Here is a 17,635-nt window from a genome sequence, read left to right as displayed (position 1 = left end):
AATTTTATTCTAAATGATATAAAGAAGAACTAAGATTTTTAATATAAAAAATTATAAGATTTATGTTTTATGAATTTTGGTTGTAATATTCTACAATTACCAACTCGTTAATATCGTTTGCAAATTCATTTCTTTTCGGATTTCTTAAATATTTTCCAGAAAAGTTGGCTTTATCAAGTTCCACATAAGGACAAGTAGCAACATTACTTTCAAGAGCTTTTTTTACACTTTCAAAACTTCTAGCTTTTTCCTTAACAGAAATTACTTGACCAGGTTTAATTATTTGAGAACAAATATTTACTTTTTTATTGTCAACTAAAATATTTCCATGATTTACCAATTGTCTTGCAGCTTTTCTTGTTGGTGCAAAGTTTAATCTGTAAACTAAATTATCAAGTCGAGATTCTAAGTTATTTAACATTAAATAACCAGTTTGACCACGGTGTTTTTGACCATTTAGATATAAATTTCTCAGTTGAGTTTCATTAATTCCATACAAAAATTTAACTTTTTGTCTTTCTTTTAACTGAATTCCAAATTGAGTTAATTTTTTAAATTTACCACCATGTTGTCCTGGAACGGTTTTTCTTTTTTTTCCTTTAGAAAATTCTTTATTATTTTCTAAAATACTAAACCCAAGTCTTCTTGATTTTCTATATACTGGACCAATATAACGCATATTTTGTTGTTTTTTAAGCTTTCTTTATAGAACCTACATTAATTTTTAAATATTTTTAATTTTAACTAAAAAATAGATTTTTTAATTATATTATCTAATTTTAATATAAAATTAAAATAATAAACAAATATTTATAAAAAGGCTTACTTTGAATACTAAATTATTAATAATAACAATTTCATTAATTATTATTTTAGCTATTGTTGCAATTGTTTTTATTTTATATTTTTATGTTTGTAATTTTTATTACAAAATTATTAAAAAATCAAAACAAATTACTGCAGTTCCATATCGTCAAAAATTAAAAAAATTGGCAAAAATAAGTGAATATAATCTAAACTACTTGAGCGTTTATCAAGAAAATTTAGCAATGTTCAATCACATTAAAAACAACTATTTAATTTACTTAGCTAAAGATATTGATGTATTAAATAAAATTTTTAAAAAAAAAAATTTTTTTTTGCTTTGAAAATCTTGTAAAAAAATATCTGTTATTTTAAAAGAAATAGAAGATCAACTAAATGTTTTATCTTCAAAAATAAATTCATCTTTTGTAGAAGAGGAAAACTTTCGCTTAGAAATTAACCGATACAAGGAAGCTTATCAAAAACTTAATAATTTTTTTCGAAAAAACTTTTTAAAATTTGAAATTGCAAATGAAGCTATTAACAACTTAAATTCAGAAATTGAAGATTTATTTGCTAACTCAGAAAAATTATTAAAAGTATCAAACTTTGAACAATTAAAAGAACATTTAAGTCAATTAAATTATTATCTTACTTTCCTGTTAGATGTTTTAAATAAATTACCATTTTATTACAATCTTTTAAATATTATTATTCCCAAAAAACTTGCTTCAATTAAAAAAGAATATACAGAACTTATAAGCCTAAATTTAAATTTAAACAATGTAAATTTTCAAACAATAAATCAAGAAATTGAAGAAAAAGTTAGTATTTTAAATAAAAAATTAGCATATTTAGATATTAATGGAATTAATTTTGATATTTTATCAATTTTTCAAAAAATTAATGAAGTAAAAAAAACTATTTCTAAAGAAAAATTGTATTTTGATTTTGTTTTTGTTTTTGCAAAAAAAATTGATCAATTAATCTTAAAAATTCAAAAAAAAAGAATTAAAAATAATAGCAAAATTAATGCAATTTTTTCATTTTATGAATTAAATGAAAAAGAAAAATTAATTTTTATCAATAGTAGGAATTATTGAGATCAACTTTTAATAACATTTGAAAATTTTAAAAGTTCCCTACAAAAAAAATATAATTCATGATCTAATTTTGCACCAATAATAGAAAAACTTTTAGAACAAATTGTTCAAAGTTATAATTTTATTGTTATTGAATCAAAGTTTTTATTATCATTGAAAAGTATTGATTATTACAAACAAGAATTAATAAAATTAAAAAATCTTTTATTTGAAATTAAAGCAAAAGAATTAGACGATCAATTTTCTCCTTTTTTTGACGAATATTTAGACAATTTAAATATTTATTTAAAAGACATAAAAAATTTATATAATTTTCTTTTTCAACAAGATAAAAAAATAAACTTTATTATTTTTCAAGAAAAATTTGAAATTTTATCGACAAAAGTTATTGAAATTGTTTATAAATTTAAAGTTTTTTCAGATTCAATTCAAAATACTGAAAAATTTATAAATATTGCTAATAAATTTAGAAATTTATCTGAAGCAAATGAAACTGATATTTCAAAAGCAGAGTATTTATTTAAAATTAAAAATTATGATATGGCCAAAAAATTAGCACTTTATGTTATTAAAAAAAACGATCAAAGCCTTGCTAAAAATCTAGAACAAGAATAATGATTTTTGAAAACCATAAGTTAGAGCTTTTTTTAAAAATGTTGAGTAATGCCAAAAACATTGGTATTTTTAGGCATGAAAATCCAGATGGAGACTCACTATCTGCACAATTTTCTTTTTATCACTGATTAAAAATAAATTTTTCTCAAAAAAATTTTTTTTGTTTTGTTGATGACATTTATTATGATGCCTTTACTTTTTTTTTACAAGAAAACAACAAATACAATCAAAAAAATTGTCAAAAATTTGATCTTGCCATTATTTTTGACACGAATGTTTTATCAAGAGTTTACAAAAATAATTTAATTTTAAAAAATGATTGCAAAATTATTGTTATTGATCATCATCTAACCAATAAATATTCTTTAAAAAATTTTGATCTTTCCTTTATTAATTCTAATGCCAGTTCCACCTGTGAAATTTTAGGTCACATTTTTTTTCAATTGGAAAAAAATAACCATCTAAAAGTGTCACCAACGATCGCTAAATTTTTATTTTATGGTCTTGTTACTGATACCAATCGGTTTTACTATCCACAAACTTCAGTTTGAACCTTTAATTTAGCCTCATATTTATTGTCAAAAGAAATTAATATTACCGATATTTATAGTTATATCTATGACAGAGAGTTAAATGAAATTAAATTGTTAGCCCTAATTCAACATAAATTTAAAAATATTGAAAAAAATATTATTTATTATTTTTTGGAAAAAAAACATTACGAAAAATATCAAGTCTCTTACAATAAAGCTAAAAACTTTTCTTTTATTTTAGGAAATATTAAAAACATTGATTGCTATATTTTTGCTTCATTTGATGAAAAAGCAAAAGTTTACAAAATAAGTATTCGCAGTAAAAAATATCCAATTAACCATATTGCAGAAAAGTTTGGTGGTGGTGGTCACGCCTTAGCTTCTGGAGTAAAACTTAAAAAAAAATCAGACATTAACAAAGTTTTAGAAGAGATTAAAATATATTTTGCCTCTTTTAAAGAAGATGATCAACCCGAACTTAAATCTAAAAACTAATTTTTCTTTTCTTTCATCAACTTTAACTGTCAAAAAAGCAATTTTTTTGACAAAAAAAAATAATTACGAACATTTTATAATTTGTGAAAAAAATTCTTTGGCTTCGGCTGTTAAATGTTATAATCTAGCAATTGAAAATAATTTAAAAATTATTTTTTCGATAGATATTGATTTCTTAGAATTTTCAGTTTTGTTGATGATTCAAAATTTGCAAGGTTGAAAAAATGCTATTTTTATTTTAAATAAAAATTCTTTTAGTCAAAAACTTAGTTTTTTTTCATCAGAAATTAAATTTGATGGTCTTTTTATTATTTTTCATCAAAAAATTGAAGACAAATATTTAGAAATAATTAAAAACGATTTAAAAGATAATTATTTTTTTAATTTTTATCATTATGAAACAACTTTTTTAGAAAACAAATTAGTTTTTGCAACAGATATCAGAACAGATTCAGAAAAAAATTTATCATTTTTAAAAATTTTGTTTCAAATTAAAAAAGAAGATTTTAATTTTACAAAAGACAATTATTTATATTATTTAACTGAAAATAAAATAAAAGAAAATCAAAAAAAATATTTAAAGAACAACTTTTTTTTATATCAAAGTTGCACCTTTGATTTAAAAGAATTAAATTTTTCAAATTTTAAAGATAGTTTTTTTTTAAATAATCAAAATTTTTCTGATTATGTTTATCAAAAATTTGATAAATTTATAAAAAAAAATCCTTTAATTAACAAAGAAATATATCAAAAAAGACTTGAAAAAGAGTTAGAACTTGTAGAAAAATTTAATTTTTCAAATTATTTTTTAATTGTTCAGGACTATGTAAATTTTGCCAAAAAAAATCAGATTGCTGTTGGTCCTGGAAGGGGTAGTGGATGTAGCAGTCTTATTTGTTATCTTTTAAATATAACTATTATTGATCCCATAAAATATAATTTATTATTTGAAAGATTTTTAAATTTACATCGATTAAAACTACCAGATATCGATGTTGACTTTTGTGATGAAAAAAGACACGAAGTACTTTTATATTTAAAAAAAAAGTATCAAAATAATGCCGCAATTATTGGCACTTTTCAAATAATTGGGATAAAAACTGCCATAAGAGATATTGCAAGAACCCTAAATTACAGTTTAGCTTTTGCAGACAGTCTTTCAAAATTAGTAAAAAAAGAGTCTATTTCTTTAACTTGATATTATGAAAATGATGGAAAAGTTTTTTCATTATTTAAAAATTTTTCAGTTGAAAAAAACTTTTGTTTATATGTTGATAAGTTAATTAATTTTCCAAGACAATTTGGAATTCATGCAGCTGGTGTCATCATTCAAAGTGAAAATTTAGAAGAAAAGTTACCCTTTTTTTATGCAAATCACGAACTTTCTTGCCTTCAGTGGGATATGAACGATTTAGAATCCTTTAAATTGATGAAATTTGATATTTTAGGTTTAAAAAGCTTGTCAATTGTTGCCAATGTTGAAACTAAAATTAAAGAAAAATTTTCAGACTTTGATGTTTGAAAAATTGATTTTTCAGATCAAAAAGTTTTTAAAATTTTTACAAAAAAATACACCAACGGCATTTTTCAATTAGAATCTCAAGGTATGAAGAGTGCCCTTGAAATGATAGCGCCAACTTCTGTTGAAGAAATTGCGATGGCAATAAGTATGTATCGCCCAGGTCCCAAAAAATATATTCAAGAGTTATCCCTTCGAAAAACTAAAAATAAATCTTACAGCATTATTGATGAAAGTTTAAAAGAAATTTTGCAACCAACTTATGGGATTATTATCTATCAAGAACAAGTTATTGAAATTTTTCAAAAAATTTGTAATCTTTCTTTTGATAAATCGGAAGAGTTAAGAATTATTATTTCAAAAAAACAAGTTGAAAAAATTGAAGATTTAAAAAAATATTTTTTTGAAACAGGATTAAAAAATAACTTTAATAAAAAAAAGCTTCAAGAAATCTTTGATTACATTGTTTTATTTGTAAATTATGGTTTTAATAAGGCTCATGCTATTGCTTATGCAACATTATCATATATCATGGCATATTTAAAATATTATTATCCAATTCATTTTTACACTGAAAATTTAAACGTCAATAAAGGCATTATTGATGATAAATTTAAAACTTATGTTTTTGAATTAAAAGAGCAAAACATTAAATTTTTACCCCAGTTATTTACCAAATTAAAACCCTATTTTTATTCAGAAATTGATACTATCTATTATCCAATTTTAATTATTAAAAATATAGGCACCGCTTTAATTTCAAAATTTATTCAAAAACATGACAAATTTTTAACTAGCAAAACATTTATTGAAACCTATGTAATTTTAAGAACTTTAAACTTAAAAAACGAAAAAATTAAAGAACTAATTGTTTTAGGATTTTTAGATTATTTACAAGAATACAATAGAACCACAAAAATAAAAAACCTTGAAAAATTAAAAGAATTTTCAGAAATTGTCATTCATAAAAATCAAGAATATGATCTATCAATCGTTTCTTTTCCAAAAATTAACAAATATTTAAATGACTACAATGAGCTAAAGAAAAAAGAGAGAAGTCTTTTAAATTTTAATATTTGATACAACAGTTTTTTTTATTTTGAACAAAAAATTCTTTTTATTAGAAAAGATATCAAAAGAATTTATTTCTATTCATACTTAGAAATTTTATCAAAAGAAAAAAAAGCAGAAATTTCTCGTTTTTTATTGATTGGGAAAGTAATTAATCTTTTTAAAACTAGCGATTACCTTTTAGTAAAAGTATTAAATAACTCAAAAATTTTTGAAATTAAATATTTTTCTCAGAAAAAAATTGAAAAAAATTACTTCTATCTAATGCAATTAAAGTTTTCAAAATATGAAAAATTTTATTTAGAAGATTTATCATTGTTAAAATACAATCATAATACAAATGAAACCTCAAATTAAAAAAATTTTGCTTGTTGATGGGAACAATTATTTATATCGAATTTATTTTGCTCTCTATAAAGCGTTAAAAAAAGAAGACGATTACAATTTAATTTTGCACAGCCTTATCTATAATTTAGAAAAATTACTTTTAAATTTAAAGATTGATTATTGCTTTTTTGCTTTTGATTTTAAAAAAACTACCTTTCGAAATGATTTGTATAAGGACTATAAAAAAGATCGCCCAAAAATGCCAGAAAAATTGTATAAATGTATGCAATTATTTGAAACTTATCTAGATAAACGTAACATTCATGCCTTAAAAAAGGAAAATTATGAAGCAGATGATGTGATTGCTTCATTGATTACTCATTTTTATCAAAATGACAATCTTTTTTATATTTTATCTTCAGATATTGATTTATGTCAATTAATTAAAAAAAATGTCATTTTTTTAAATATTTCAAAAAAAATTTTAAATCCAGATTTTTGAACTGAAGAAGAATTTTTTAATAAATTTAATTTTTTACCATCACAAATTATTGACTATAAATCAATGGTTGGTGATCCTTCAGACAATATTAAAGGAGTTGAAAAAGTTGGTGTCAAAACAGCAATTAAATTATTAAACAATTATACAAATATTGAAAACATTTTTTTAAATGCTAATAATTTAGATAAAAAACTTAAAGACATTTTTTTATTAGATGAAACCAAAGATATTCTTAAAAAAAATCAAACTTTAATTAAATTAGTTGACAATTTATATCTCTCAGACCAAGAAAAAATAATTTTTAAATCTCTTAAAATTAATAATGATTTATTTGAATTTTTAATCGAACATAAGTTACAAAAAATTTTAATATTTCTAAAAGAGAAAAAAAACTATCAATAAGTTTTTAGAAAAAAGAAAGAAGGACCTTAAATGTTAAAATTTTCTAATGTATAAAGCGTTTTGGCAATTTAATTGCGGTAAACAATTTATCTTTTAATGTAGATAAGGGTAATATTATTGGACTTTTAGGACGTAATGGTGCCGGCAAATCAACAACCTTTCGAATTATTTTAAATTTAATAAAACCAGATGCTGGTGAAGTAACTCTTGATGATAAAAAAATTAATTTAAAAATTTTATATGATATTGGTTATCTACCAGAAGTTAGAAGTTTACTTACAAATTTAAAAGTTAAAGAACAAGTTCAATATTATGCAAATATTAAAGGTCTTTCAAATAAAGATTTTCGTAAAAACTGAGAAAAATGAGCTTCATTGCTAGAAATAAAGCATTATTCAAATCAAAAAATTAAAAGTTTATCAAAAGGTAATCAACAAAAAGTTCAATTTGTTTGCGCTTTAATTCATGATCCAAGTATTGTTATTTTAGATGAACCATTTTCAGGATTAGATATTGTTAATGTTTCGATTATTGAAAAACTAATTATTTCTTTAAAAAACGCTAATAAAACCATTATTTTTGCCTCACACAGAATTGATGATGTTGAAAAATTTTGCAAAGATATTATTATTTTAGATCACGGAAAAATAGTTCAATTTGGAAAAATTGAAGAGATTAGAAAACAGTTTCAAAAAGAGGAAATTATAAAAATAAAGTTTTTTACTGATACTGAGAAAATAATTACAACAATTAATGATTTAAAAGAAAATTATAAAGGTGAAATTCAAGTTGATCAGAAAGACACCTTTTGATACTTTAAAGTTTTAAATGTTGAATTATTAAATATCATTAAAAAAACTTTTATGACGCAATTTTTTGAAGACATTGAAAAATTTGAAATTAGTTATCCCTCATTAAACGACATCTTTTTTGCATCAGTTGATAATAAAGGGTTAAATAATTTAGCTAACAATAAAATTGATGATATTTTTGTGAAAAAACAATATGAAAAAAAAGCATTACATATCATTAATCAAAAACTTGAAGAAGGAAAAAAAAATAATGAAGTTTCCATCTAATCGCTTAAAATCTAATTTTAAATTTGACTCTTTTGGAGCAAAATCCAATTTTGCCCATTTTCTTTGAAATTTAAAATTTAAATTTTTTACAAAAATTAATTATTTTGTTTTTGGTCTGATTACTTTTTTAGCAATTTTGTTTTCTTTTTTAGCAGCTAGTTCAATAAAAAATGCTAAACCAGTGCAATTTGGTCCTAATGATCTTGCAAAAATAATCATGCTAGGAGTTATTATTGTTTTTGTTGTTTTTATTACAATTCTTTTTTTAGTTATTTCTACATCTTCTCATACCTCTGAAGAAAAAAATTCCAGAGCAATGGAAATTATTTTATCTTCAGTTGGGGTGAAATTTCATTGATATGTAAAACTTTTAACAAATTTTATTTGATTTGTTAGTATTTTTTTATGAATGTTTATCGTTGCAAATATTGCTAGTGCAATTTCTGGGATAATTTTTTTAAGTCACATAGAAAATGGGAGCATGATTATTTGTTGAGTTTTAGGATTTTCAAATAGTTGTGCGTGATTGGTAAATAATGGCCATTCAATAACTTTTTCTTATTTTTGACACAATGCAAACATGGCTCATGGCTATGATTTTTTTGTAACAATGATTTTTGCTACAATTATGATCAATGGAATAATTTATTCGATAATAACTTTGGCGCTTTCTTCATTTATTGTTAATAGTGGTGAAAGTTTAATGATTGTTCTTGTAATGCTTTTATTTCCAATTATTTTTTCAATAATTTTGCGTTTAATATTTGAAGATTCTAAATTTTTAAATTATTTTCTTTGTTATTTTCCACTTACTTCAATTTATAGTATCCCAACAATATTATTCGAAAAAGCTTCAAATTCAACTCCAGACTATGTTGTTTGAACTGCAATTTTAGCAAATATTTTTTATATTTATTTATTTAATTTTTTATTTAGCAAAATTTTTGCATCTGGTGTTTTAGACTATTCTTCAAATAAAAAAATATTTCGCCGTATTATTGCATTAATAAAACCTAATAAAAAAATACAACCTAAAAAATAATTCTGATGAAAATTTTTTATATTTTTTGTCATCCTTCAAATAAAAACTCTTTCAATCACGCCCTTTTTAAAGTAGCAAAATCTTGTCTTGAAAAAAACCATTCAGTTATTTTTAAAGACTTATACGAAGAAAATTTTGATCCTGTCTTAGATTTTAATAAAATCGATAATTCTATTGATTCTGACATTAAAAATGTTATTTGAGCTGATATTGTAATTTTACAATTTCCAGTATGATGATTTAGTGTTCCAGCAATTTTAAAAGGATGAATTGATAAAGTTTTAAAAGAGGGCGTTGCATATGACAACGATCATAAATTTGATAATGGCTTTTGAAATGATAAAAATTTTTTTTATATTTGTACTGCTGGAGGTCAAAAAGAAAACTACGATCTTCCTGGCAGAATTTCTTTAGAATCGCTTTTATTTCATATTGATCTTGCATTTTCTTTTTGTGGTTTAAAACCTTTAAAAAATTTTATTATTTATGATTTATATCATATGACTCAAAATCGTTCTTGAAAAATTTTTGCAAGTTTAGAGAACAAATTAACTAGTTTATAAGATTAATTTTTATTAGTTCTATTTACTTTTTAAATATTTTTGTTTATAATAAATTTATGGTAATTTACTTATCTAAATTACTTTAAAAAACACTTTAAAAAAAAACAGAAAAAAATTTTTTATGAGAACAACTTTAAAAGGAAAATTTTCTTGGTATCCAAAGTTTGATCGAGCAAAAATTACCAGTTTTTTCTCAAAACTTAGTGGATCATTTTTTCTGATTATTGCAATTATGCCATTTGCAGGACTATGTCTTGGAATTGGTTCTGCAATTGTTACTCAAAGTTCAGGTAGTTCTGGTGTTACATCGCCAGTAGCGTATGACATCGGACTTGTTGTAAAATCTATTGGAGATACCCTTTTTTCAAATCTTCCAATTTTTTTTGCTGTTGCAATGGTTATTGTTTTTACAGGCGAGGGTATTAGTGCGATTACAGCACTTTTTGCTTATTTCTTATTTTTAGAAATTCAGTATGTTGCTATTACAATCGCACTGCCCAATAACACACTTCCAGACACTTTGGACAATTTGATAAAAAATAACGCAAGCTTTAAATTTTTATTTTGAAATCACGTACCATACTCAATTCTTAATTATAACTTTGGTATTTTATCTTTAAATACTTCAGTATTTGGTGGAGTAATTATTGGTATGTTGTCAATTTGATGTTATAACAAGTTCAAAACAATTAAATTACCTTCATTCTTTTCATTTTTTGGTGGTAATCGTTTTGTTCCTATGGCATCTTCATTATTTGTTCCAATTTTGTCATTTATATTTTTGATGTCATGACCAGGAATTGGTCAAGGTTTAACATATCTTGGACAAGAATCTGCAAAACTACCTGCAGGAGTAGACTCTTTTGTGGTATTTTGACTTTGAAGAATTTTAACTCCATTTGGAGTTCACCACGCATTTTACTCAATTTTTTGATGAACTAGCGCTGGAGGCAGTCTAGATGGAAATTGATTTTTAAAAGATGGCAATAGTTATGTCACTCTATTAGATTGACTAAAACGTCATACCCATGATACTTCTACATCTATGCCACAAGGTGATAGTAATATTTATTTTGCAATGTTAAAATGGAATCTTCCATTTACTACACAATTCTTTTTACACTACGACCCTATCACCAAAATTGCTTCAGATCCAGTTTCTACAAACCCTGGACGTTTTTTAGGTGGTAACTTTCCTGTTATGATTGGAGGCTACCTAGGAGCAACTTTAGCTGTTTTTTACCATTGTCCGAAAAAAGATCGTAAAGTTGTTATGCCAATCGTTTGATCTGGGTATCTAACTTCTTGTGCAATCGGATTAACAGAACCATTCTTCTGATTATATCTTTTAGTGTCACCATTTTTATTTTTTGGTTTTCACTCTTTTATGGCTGGAGTTGGGTCAATGTTGCTTTTTGGGCTTCCAAGAGCAATTAATCCAGATCTTGGTTTTCACACTGGTACTGCATTTAGTTGTGGTATTCTTGACAGTATTATTTTTGGGATTCTACCTTACAAATTAGGTACTAATTTTTACTGAATTTATGTGTGGGCAGTTATTTTCTTGCCAATTTATTTCTTAGTATTTTATTACTACATGAAATGAAAAAAAATCTTCTTCCCGGTTTTAGATTCAGGAATTGCTTTAACTGATGTAAAAGCTGCAAAAGCTCAAGTTCGACTTGGTGATAATTCTGAAGTTATTTGCAATGGGTTAGGTGGCGTAGAAAACATTACATCTGTTACTAATTGCGCTTCAAGAGTTCGTGTTGTTGTTCTTGATCCTTCAAAAGTTGACGAAAAAATTCTTATGTCTACTGGCGCATTCAGGGTTTTAAAAAATAAAGACTTTGTTCAAATTGTCTATGGTCCAAAAGCTGATAGTAAAGCAGTAGAACTAAATAATTATTTAAACATTAAAAAAGTAGAAAATAACCATCAAAAAATTTAAAATATAATTTTTTGTTTCATTTTCTTTAAAAAAAAAGCACCTTTTAAAAAGGTGCTTTTTTTAATAAAAAAATTATTAATTAATTTTTATTCACAATCACATACAGCATCAGAAGTTTTACAACATTTATCTTCTGGTAAATTTTTACAACAAATATGATGATTTTTTTCTAAATAAAAGTAATTTATTTGATTATATTGATTTAACTTTTCGTTTTTACATTTATTTTCTTTACAACATTTATTTTTCATTATTTTTTAACACTTTCCACAACAATTAAAAGAATTTTTTTTATTTTTTCGATTTTTTAAAAAATTTTTTATCGAATTGAAAATTTTTTTCATATTTAATTTTACCAAAATTCATTTTTTTTAAATTTTTTTGAACAAAAAAAATTAATAAAATAATAAAAATTTTAAAAAAAATAGCAAGATATCTAGATTTATGGAAACAAAAAAAAATACAATAAAGTTAAAAAATATTGAGAGTGAATTAAAAAGAAAAGAAATTAATGAAGAATTAGTTTATTTATTATATAGTTTAAATTGTTTTAATGATGAAAGTAAGTTTAATTTTAGTGATCAAGAAAATTTATGAGTTAGTATTAATTATTATGATCTCTTAAAAGACTTAGTGCTTTTTAGTAAACATTTATTAATTGAAAAAAAAGTTTCAAATGAAATTGAAATAAACACTTTTATTAAATATTTTGTTTACTATTTTTTTAAAAATGGAATTACCAAAAAAAATAATTTTTCCATCGCAAATAACAATAATATTCAAAAAATTGCTAATAAATGCATCTTTTTTAAAGGTGGTCTTAACTATTTTATTAAAAATTTTAACATTAACGATCCAAAAAAAGAGAAAAAAATAAAAGAATATTTATATTTAATTTATTTAATTGTTTACCAAAACTTATATCATTATTTTGCAAGTAATTTACTAATTCCAACAACTTCTTCAAAATTATATTGAACAAAAAATAACTTAATTCCTTTTTTTCTTCCAGAAATTGGTTTTAGTAATTTTGAAGTACTAAAAGAAAATATTAAAACAGAGAATAGTAACTTTTTTGAAGAAGTTAATCGATTGAACTATTTTAATGAAGATTATTTAAAAAAAATTATTAATTATTACAAAAGTAATAACTTATCAAACGATCATATTTTACTTGCTTTAAATCCAAAAAACAATGTAAACTTTAAAATATTTGACAAAATAAACAAACCAAAGCTTTTTGAATTTTGTTACTTAAAAGATGTTCTTTGAAGTTATTGCTATCTTTTATTTTTAAAATATCAAACACAAATTTTTTTAAAACCAAAACATTTTAAATTTTTATCAGAAACAGAATGATCAAAAAATAAGGCAAAAAGAATAAAATTTGTTGAAAAAAATATTTCTTTTTCATTTTATTATTTAGATGTTTTTTTAGCAATTAAAAATTTTATTGAAAAAGAAGTAAATCAAGAGACGATTTATTCAAAAAAGGAAGAAACTAAACGAGAAATTTCTGAATTTTTTCCAAAATTAAAAAATTTATTTGATGGTAGTTTAAAAAATTTTTTAAACGAACTATCAATTTGAATTAATCCAAGTGGAAAAGTTTACAAAATAATTTTAAAAAATTTTTTAATTAACAATTTTAACCTTCTTATTCCAGAATACCTATATGATTCATATTTAAAAATTGAAGATAAAAACGATCTCGCTTCATCCTCATATTATCTTTTTTGTGCATCATTGAACAATTTTTTTAAAAAAAATCAGCTTGCTTTAGATTTTGTTGAATATAACACAACTAATTATTTTAAAAAAATTTTTTATATTATTGATATTTTAAACGCAAATATTGATGCTGTAAATCTGATCTTAAAAGAAAACAATGTTAATTTCAAAATTGAAAAATTTTCGAATGACTTTGTTTCTTATAAATTAATTTTAAATCAATTAAAAGACTATGACAACTTATCTTTTTTTAATTTTATTCCACTAACAAATGAAATTTCAATTAATTTTATTAGTAAAATTTTGCAAAATAAAAAAATTTATTTAAAAAATTTTTATCTTTTAAAAGTGTCTTCATGACCAAACTTTATTAAAACAAAGAAATTTTATGTAATCCTATTTTTCTGTTACTTATTAAATTTATTTACTTCATTTTTTACTAAAGAAAAAATTAAGTCGCTCCAACAAAATTTAAATTTTGTTTTTGATTTAAATAGTTTTCAACTTACAGATTACTTTACAAATGATAAAATTCTTCACGAAAACTTTAAATCAAACACTCCCAAAAAAATTTTTTTAACAACTTTAAAAATTTTTATTAGTAAAGTTTTTGAAATTCTTTCAAGTTCAAAATCTCTTTCAAATATTGTTTATAAAAATAATATTTTAGAAAATAATCGTCAAGATTTAAAAAAATATTTTGTATCAGATAATGTCTATTGAGATTATTTTGAAGCTAATAAATTTGATGTTGATGAAAGTTATGAAATATCAGATATTTACAAGCTTTTTATATTTGTCAAAAATTTATCAGACTACACTGATAATTTTTTGAACTATCGGTCTACATTATTGAGAGAGTTACCTCAAATTGTAAATTTTGGGTTTATTACAAAATTAAATGGAATGCCCCTAAAACATCCATTACCAGATATTGAGGAAACTAATGATAAAAATATTTTAAGAAAAAAAATTTTAGATTTTAATTTAGAGCAAGAAACCTTAAAAAAAGAATATATTTTACAAATTAAAAAGCCAATTGATTACGGATTTAGGGCAAAAGACGGTTGTAAAGTTACTTTACCTAACAGTATTTTAGTAGAAAACTTTTTATCCCGAGATGTTGATTTTATTACTCTTCGAAAAATAAAAAATCATATTGAAGACTTTAATCAAGAACAAGAAAGTTTTTTATTTAGTGCTTTAAAACAAATTCCAGATATTTTAAATTATGATTTTAAAACTAGTTTTCATGGTTTTAATGTAACCTATAAAAAACCTAAAGAAGTAAAATTTAATCATAAAAATGATGTTTTAGAGTATATAGAAACAGTAAACTGCTATAATAAAGAACAAAATATTATTTATGAAGAATATTTAAAAAATATTCCTGAAGTTATTGATTATGGAATTAGACATAATCTTGATGGAAGTTTATGAACACTTAACAAACCACATGTTGACATTTTGAATTTAAAAAAAGAAAAAGATTTTAAAGATTTAATAAGTTCCATTGAAAAATGAAACGAAATTCAAGAAGTAACTTGAAAAAAAATCGAAAAAAATATTCCTTCAATTAAAAATTTAGGTTTTACAGAATATCCAGATGGCGAACCTTTAATTCATAAATTACCAATAATAGATTTAAAAAAAATTGCCAATCTAAAGTATCAACATCAAATAATTTTTGAAATAACAAATTTTAATAAAGAACAAAATGAAATTTTAAAAAGATTTTTAGATACTTTACCAAAAATTAATGATTTAGGATTTAAATATGATTCTGAAGGACAAAAAATTATTGATATTCCAAAAATTAGTCGCTTATCGGTAAAAAACAAAAAAGACTTTGACGAATTATATTTAAACATTAAAAAATTTAATGAAATTCAGTCATATGAGTTGTTATCACAAAGTTCATTTTTACCAGAAGTTCAAGACTTAGGATTTAAATCTCATATTAATGGAACTAATTTAAAGTATAAAAATGCAAATCTTTCCAACATTGAAGTAAAAAATAAATATGATTTGGATAAAAAAGCCAGCTTAATTTTAGCATTCAACGAGGAACAAAAAAAAATCTTAAAAGATGCCATTGATAATTTACCTCAAATTGAAGATAAAAAAATTAAGTTTTTTCCCGATTACAGACCCCTAAAATACGAAAAACCAATTATTGAAGAATGAGATTTAAAAAACAAAAACGATGTTGATAAATTAAATGTTTATATTAATAATTTCAATCAAGAACAAAGACAAGCCTTTGAAGAATTTTTAGATTTAAATATTGATATTTTAGACTATGGTTTTCGTGAAGAGGATAATAAAAATTTATCAAAACCTCCAAAAATTTCTGAAGGTGATTTAAACAATATTGATAAATTATTAAAAAAAGTTGAAAATATTAAAGATTGAAACAATGAACAAGAATTATTAAGAAATATTTTATTACAAAAAATTCCTTTAATCAAAGATTTAGGATTTCGAAATAATCATAATAACAAACTTTTGAATTTTTCTTTGCCAGAAATTAGCAGTCTTAATCTTAGCAGTAAAGCGAAGATTCAACAATTAATTTTTGATATTAACAATTTTAATCATGAACAAAAAATTACTTTAGAAAATTGCAAAAAGTATTTTCCAAAACCAAAAGACTATAATATTAGAATCATTCCAGGAACTAATAAAAAAGTTGAACATTCATATCCAAAAATTGATTTAAGTCAAATCACTGATTATTTTAGCTATCAAAAAGCCTTAGATAGTGTCAAAAAATTCAATAGCGAACAACATCGAATCATTAAAAAATTGTATGATGCAATTCCAAAAATTATTGATTTTGGTTATGTTTCTGGTAAAGACACCAACATAAAGAAACCAACTTATTTAGATTTTGAAAAAATTGAGAGCATTGAGCAGTTAAAAATATATGAAAACAATATCAAAAATTGAAATAAAACCCAACAACAATTATTAGATAAAGATTTAAAAAATCTTCCTGTCATTGTTGATCGTGGCTTTATTAGTGATATTAATAATAATCCTTTAAAGATTACCAAAGATAAATTAAAAGAGGTAAATTTGCTTTTTAATTTAGATAAAACAAAAATAAAAAATGCAGAACTTTTAATTAAGGCCTTTAACGAAGAACAAAATCAAATTCTGATTCAATTTAAACAAAAACTAGCAAATCTTTTTAATACTTATTATTTTTACCAAAAACTTGATGGCTCACCACTAGATTATCCTTATTCTACAATTGACTTGAACAATGTCAATACTTATGAAGAAGTAAACGAGGCCTTAAAAAAAATAAATTCTCATAATGTCGAACAAAAAGAATTATTCTTAAAATACATTAAAAAACTCCCTCAAGTAAAAAACTTTGGATTTAGTGTTGAAGACAAAATAAATCTTGCCTATCCTGTTGTAAATATTGAAAAACTAAAATCAAAATCTGATATTGATAGCTTAATCATTCAAATAAATGATTGAAATGAAGCTCAATTAAAAAAGTTAGAAGAATATAAAAGAAAATTAGGAGAACCAATTGATTTAGGATTTACAAAAAGAAATGATGGAAGTCGACTAAATTTTGTAAAACCAAAAATTTCTTTTTCAAATATTAATCAAAGAGATCATTTAATTGAGTTGCAAGAAGCAATTTTAAATTATAATACCGAGCAAAAAAATCTTTTAATTAATCTTAAAAAGTCTTGTCCAAAAATTATTAATACTAATATCTACAATGAAAGAATTAAAAATTTAACCAATCCAAATTTAATTGATATAAATAGTTTAAAAACCAAAGGTGAAGTTGAAGCCTATATTAGTGCTGTTAAAGAATGAAATAAAAATCAAACAGTTAGTTTAGAAAAAAAGTAGAGTTCCTCATCTT

The 17,635-nt window shown here is 22.5% G+C and carries 11 protein-coding genes; 9 read left to right on the top strand and 2 right to left on the bottom strand.

Annotation, left to right across the window (positions count from 1 at the left end):
* Nucleotides 1-67: 67 nt before the first annotated feature.
* A complete protein-coding gene (gene rpsD, locus JTY60_RS02305; RefSeq protein WP_434414507.1) occupies nucleotides 68-679 on the bottom strand; it encodes a 30S ribosomal protein S4 in 612 nt (203 codons plus the stop codon).
* Between the two features lie 148 nt (nucleotides 680-827).
* Between rpsD and JTY60_RS02300 the strand changes: the two genes are divergently transcribed.
* The 8 genes from JTY60_RS02300 (at nucleotide 828) to JTY60_RS02265 (ending at nucleotide 12,006) form a co-directional block, all read left to right on the top strand.
* Entirely contained in the window at nucleotides 828-2,522 is a 1,695-nt protein-coding gene (locus tag JTY60_RS02300; RefSeq protein ID WP_434414506.1) for a septation ring formation regulator EzrA, read from the top strand.
* A complete protein-coding gene (locus JTY60_RS02295; RefSeq protein WP_434414505.1) occupies nucleotides 2,522-3,550 on the top strand; it encodes a DHH family phosphoesterase in 1,029 nt (342 codons plus the stop codon). The genes JTY60_RS02300 and JTY60_RS02295 overlap by 1 nt, the downstream gene beginning before the upstream one ends.
* Entirely contained in the window at nucleotides 3,519-6,497 is a 2,979-nt protein-coding gene (gene dnaE, locus JTY60_RS02290; RefSeq protein WP_434414504.1) for a DNA polymerase III subunit alpha, read from the top strand. The genes JTY60_RS02295 and dnaE overlap by 32 nt, the downstream gene beginning before the upstream one ends.
* Nucleotides 6,481-7,371 carry a 5'-3' exonuclease gene (locus JTY60_RS02285; RefSeq protein WP_434414503.1) on the top strand — a complete coding sequence of 297 codons (891 nt, stop codon included), beginning with the start codon at nucleotides 6,481-6,483 and terminating at the stop codon, nucleotides 7,369-7,371. The genes dnaE and JTY60_RS02285 overlap by 17 nt, the downstream gene beginning before the upstream one ends.
* A 50-nt stretch (nucleotides 7,372-7,421) precedes the next feature.
* Nucleotides 7,422-8,450, top strand: a complete 1,029-nt coding sequence (locus JTY60_RS02280; protein WP_434414888.1) for an ABC transporter ATP-binding protein — start codon at nucleotides 7,422-7,424, stop codon at nucleotides 8,448-8,450.
* A complete protein-coding gene (locus JTY60_RS02275) occupies nucleotides 8,434-9,492 on the top strand; it encodes an ABC transporter permease (RefSeq protein WP_434414502.1) in 1,059 nt (352 codons plus the stop codon). Before JTY60_RS02280 ends, JTY60_RS02275 begins: the two co-directional genes overlap by 17 nt.
* Before the next feature lie 5 nt (nucleotides 9,493-9,497).
* On the top strand, nucleotides 9,498-10,055 hold the full coding sequence (locus JTY60_RS02270; protein WP_434414501.1) for an NAD(P)H-dependent oxidoreductase: 558 nt from the start codon (nucleotides 9,498-9,500) through the stop codon (nucleotides 10,053-10,055).
* Between the two features lie 121 nt (nucleotides 10,056-10,176).
* Nucleotides 10,177-12,006 carry a PTS transporter subunit EIIC gene (locus JTY60_RS02265; RefSeq protein ID WP_434414500.1) on the top strand — a complete coding sequence of 610 codons (1,830 nt, stop codon included), beginning with the start codon at nucleotides 10,177-10,179 and terminating at the stop codon, nucleotides 12,004-12,006.
* 86 nt (nucleotides 12,007-12,092) lie between these two features.
* Here JTY60_RS02265 and JTY60_RS02260 read toward each other — a convergent pair whose 3' ends face one another.
* Nucleotides 12,093-12,257 (bottom strand): hypothetical protein, encoded by a 165-nt coding sequence (locus JTY60_RS02260; protein ID WP_434414499.1) that lies wholly within the window; start codon nucleotides 12,255-12,257, stop codon nucleotides 12,093-12,095.
* A 193-nt stretch (nucleotides 12,258-12,450) separates the two neighbouring features.
* On the opposite strand from JTY60_RS02260, the gene JTY60_RS02255 reads away from it, so the two are divergent.
* Nucleotides 12,451-17,622, top strand: a complete 5,172-nt coding sequence (locus tag JTY60_RS02255; RefSeq protein ID WP_434414498.1) for a hypothetical protein — start codon at nucleotides 12,451-12,453, stop codon at nucleotides 17,620-17,622.
* Nucleotides 17,623-17,635: the final 13 nt, after the last annotated feature.

Origin of the sequence: symbiont of Argiope bruennichi (assembly GCF_051094275.1) — a bacterium.
Classification (GTDB): Bacteria; Bacillota_I; Bacilli_A; order Mycoplasmatales; family SG1.
The sequence above is the reverse complement of the archived record's forward strand: the minus strand, read 5'-3'. Positions and strand labels throughout refer to the sequence as shown.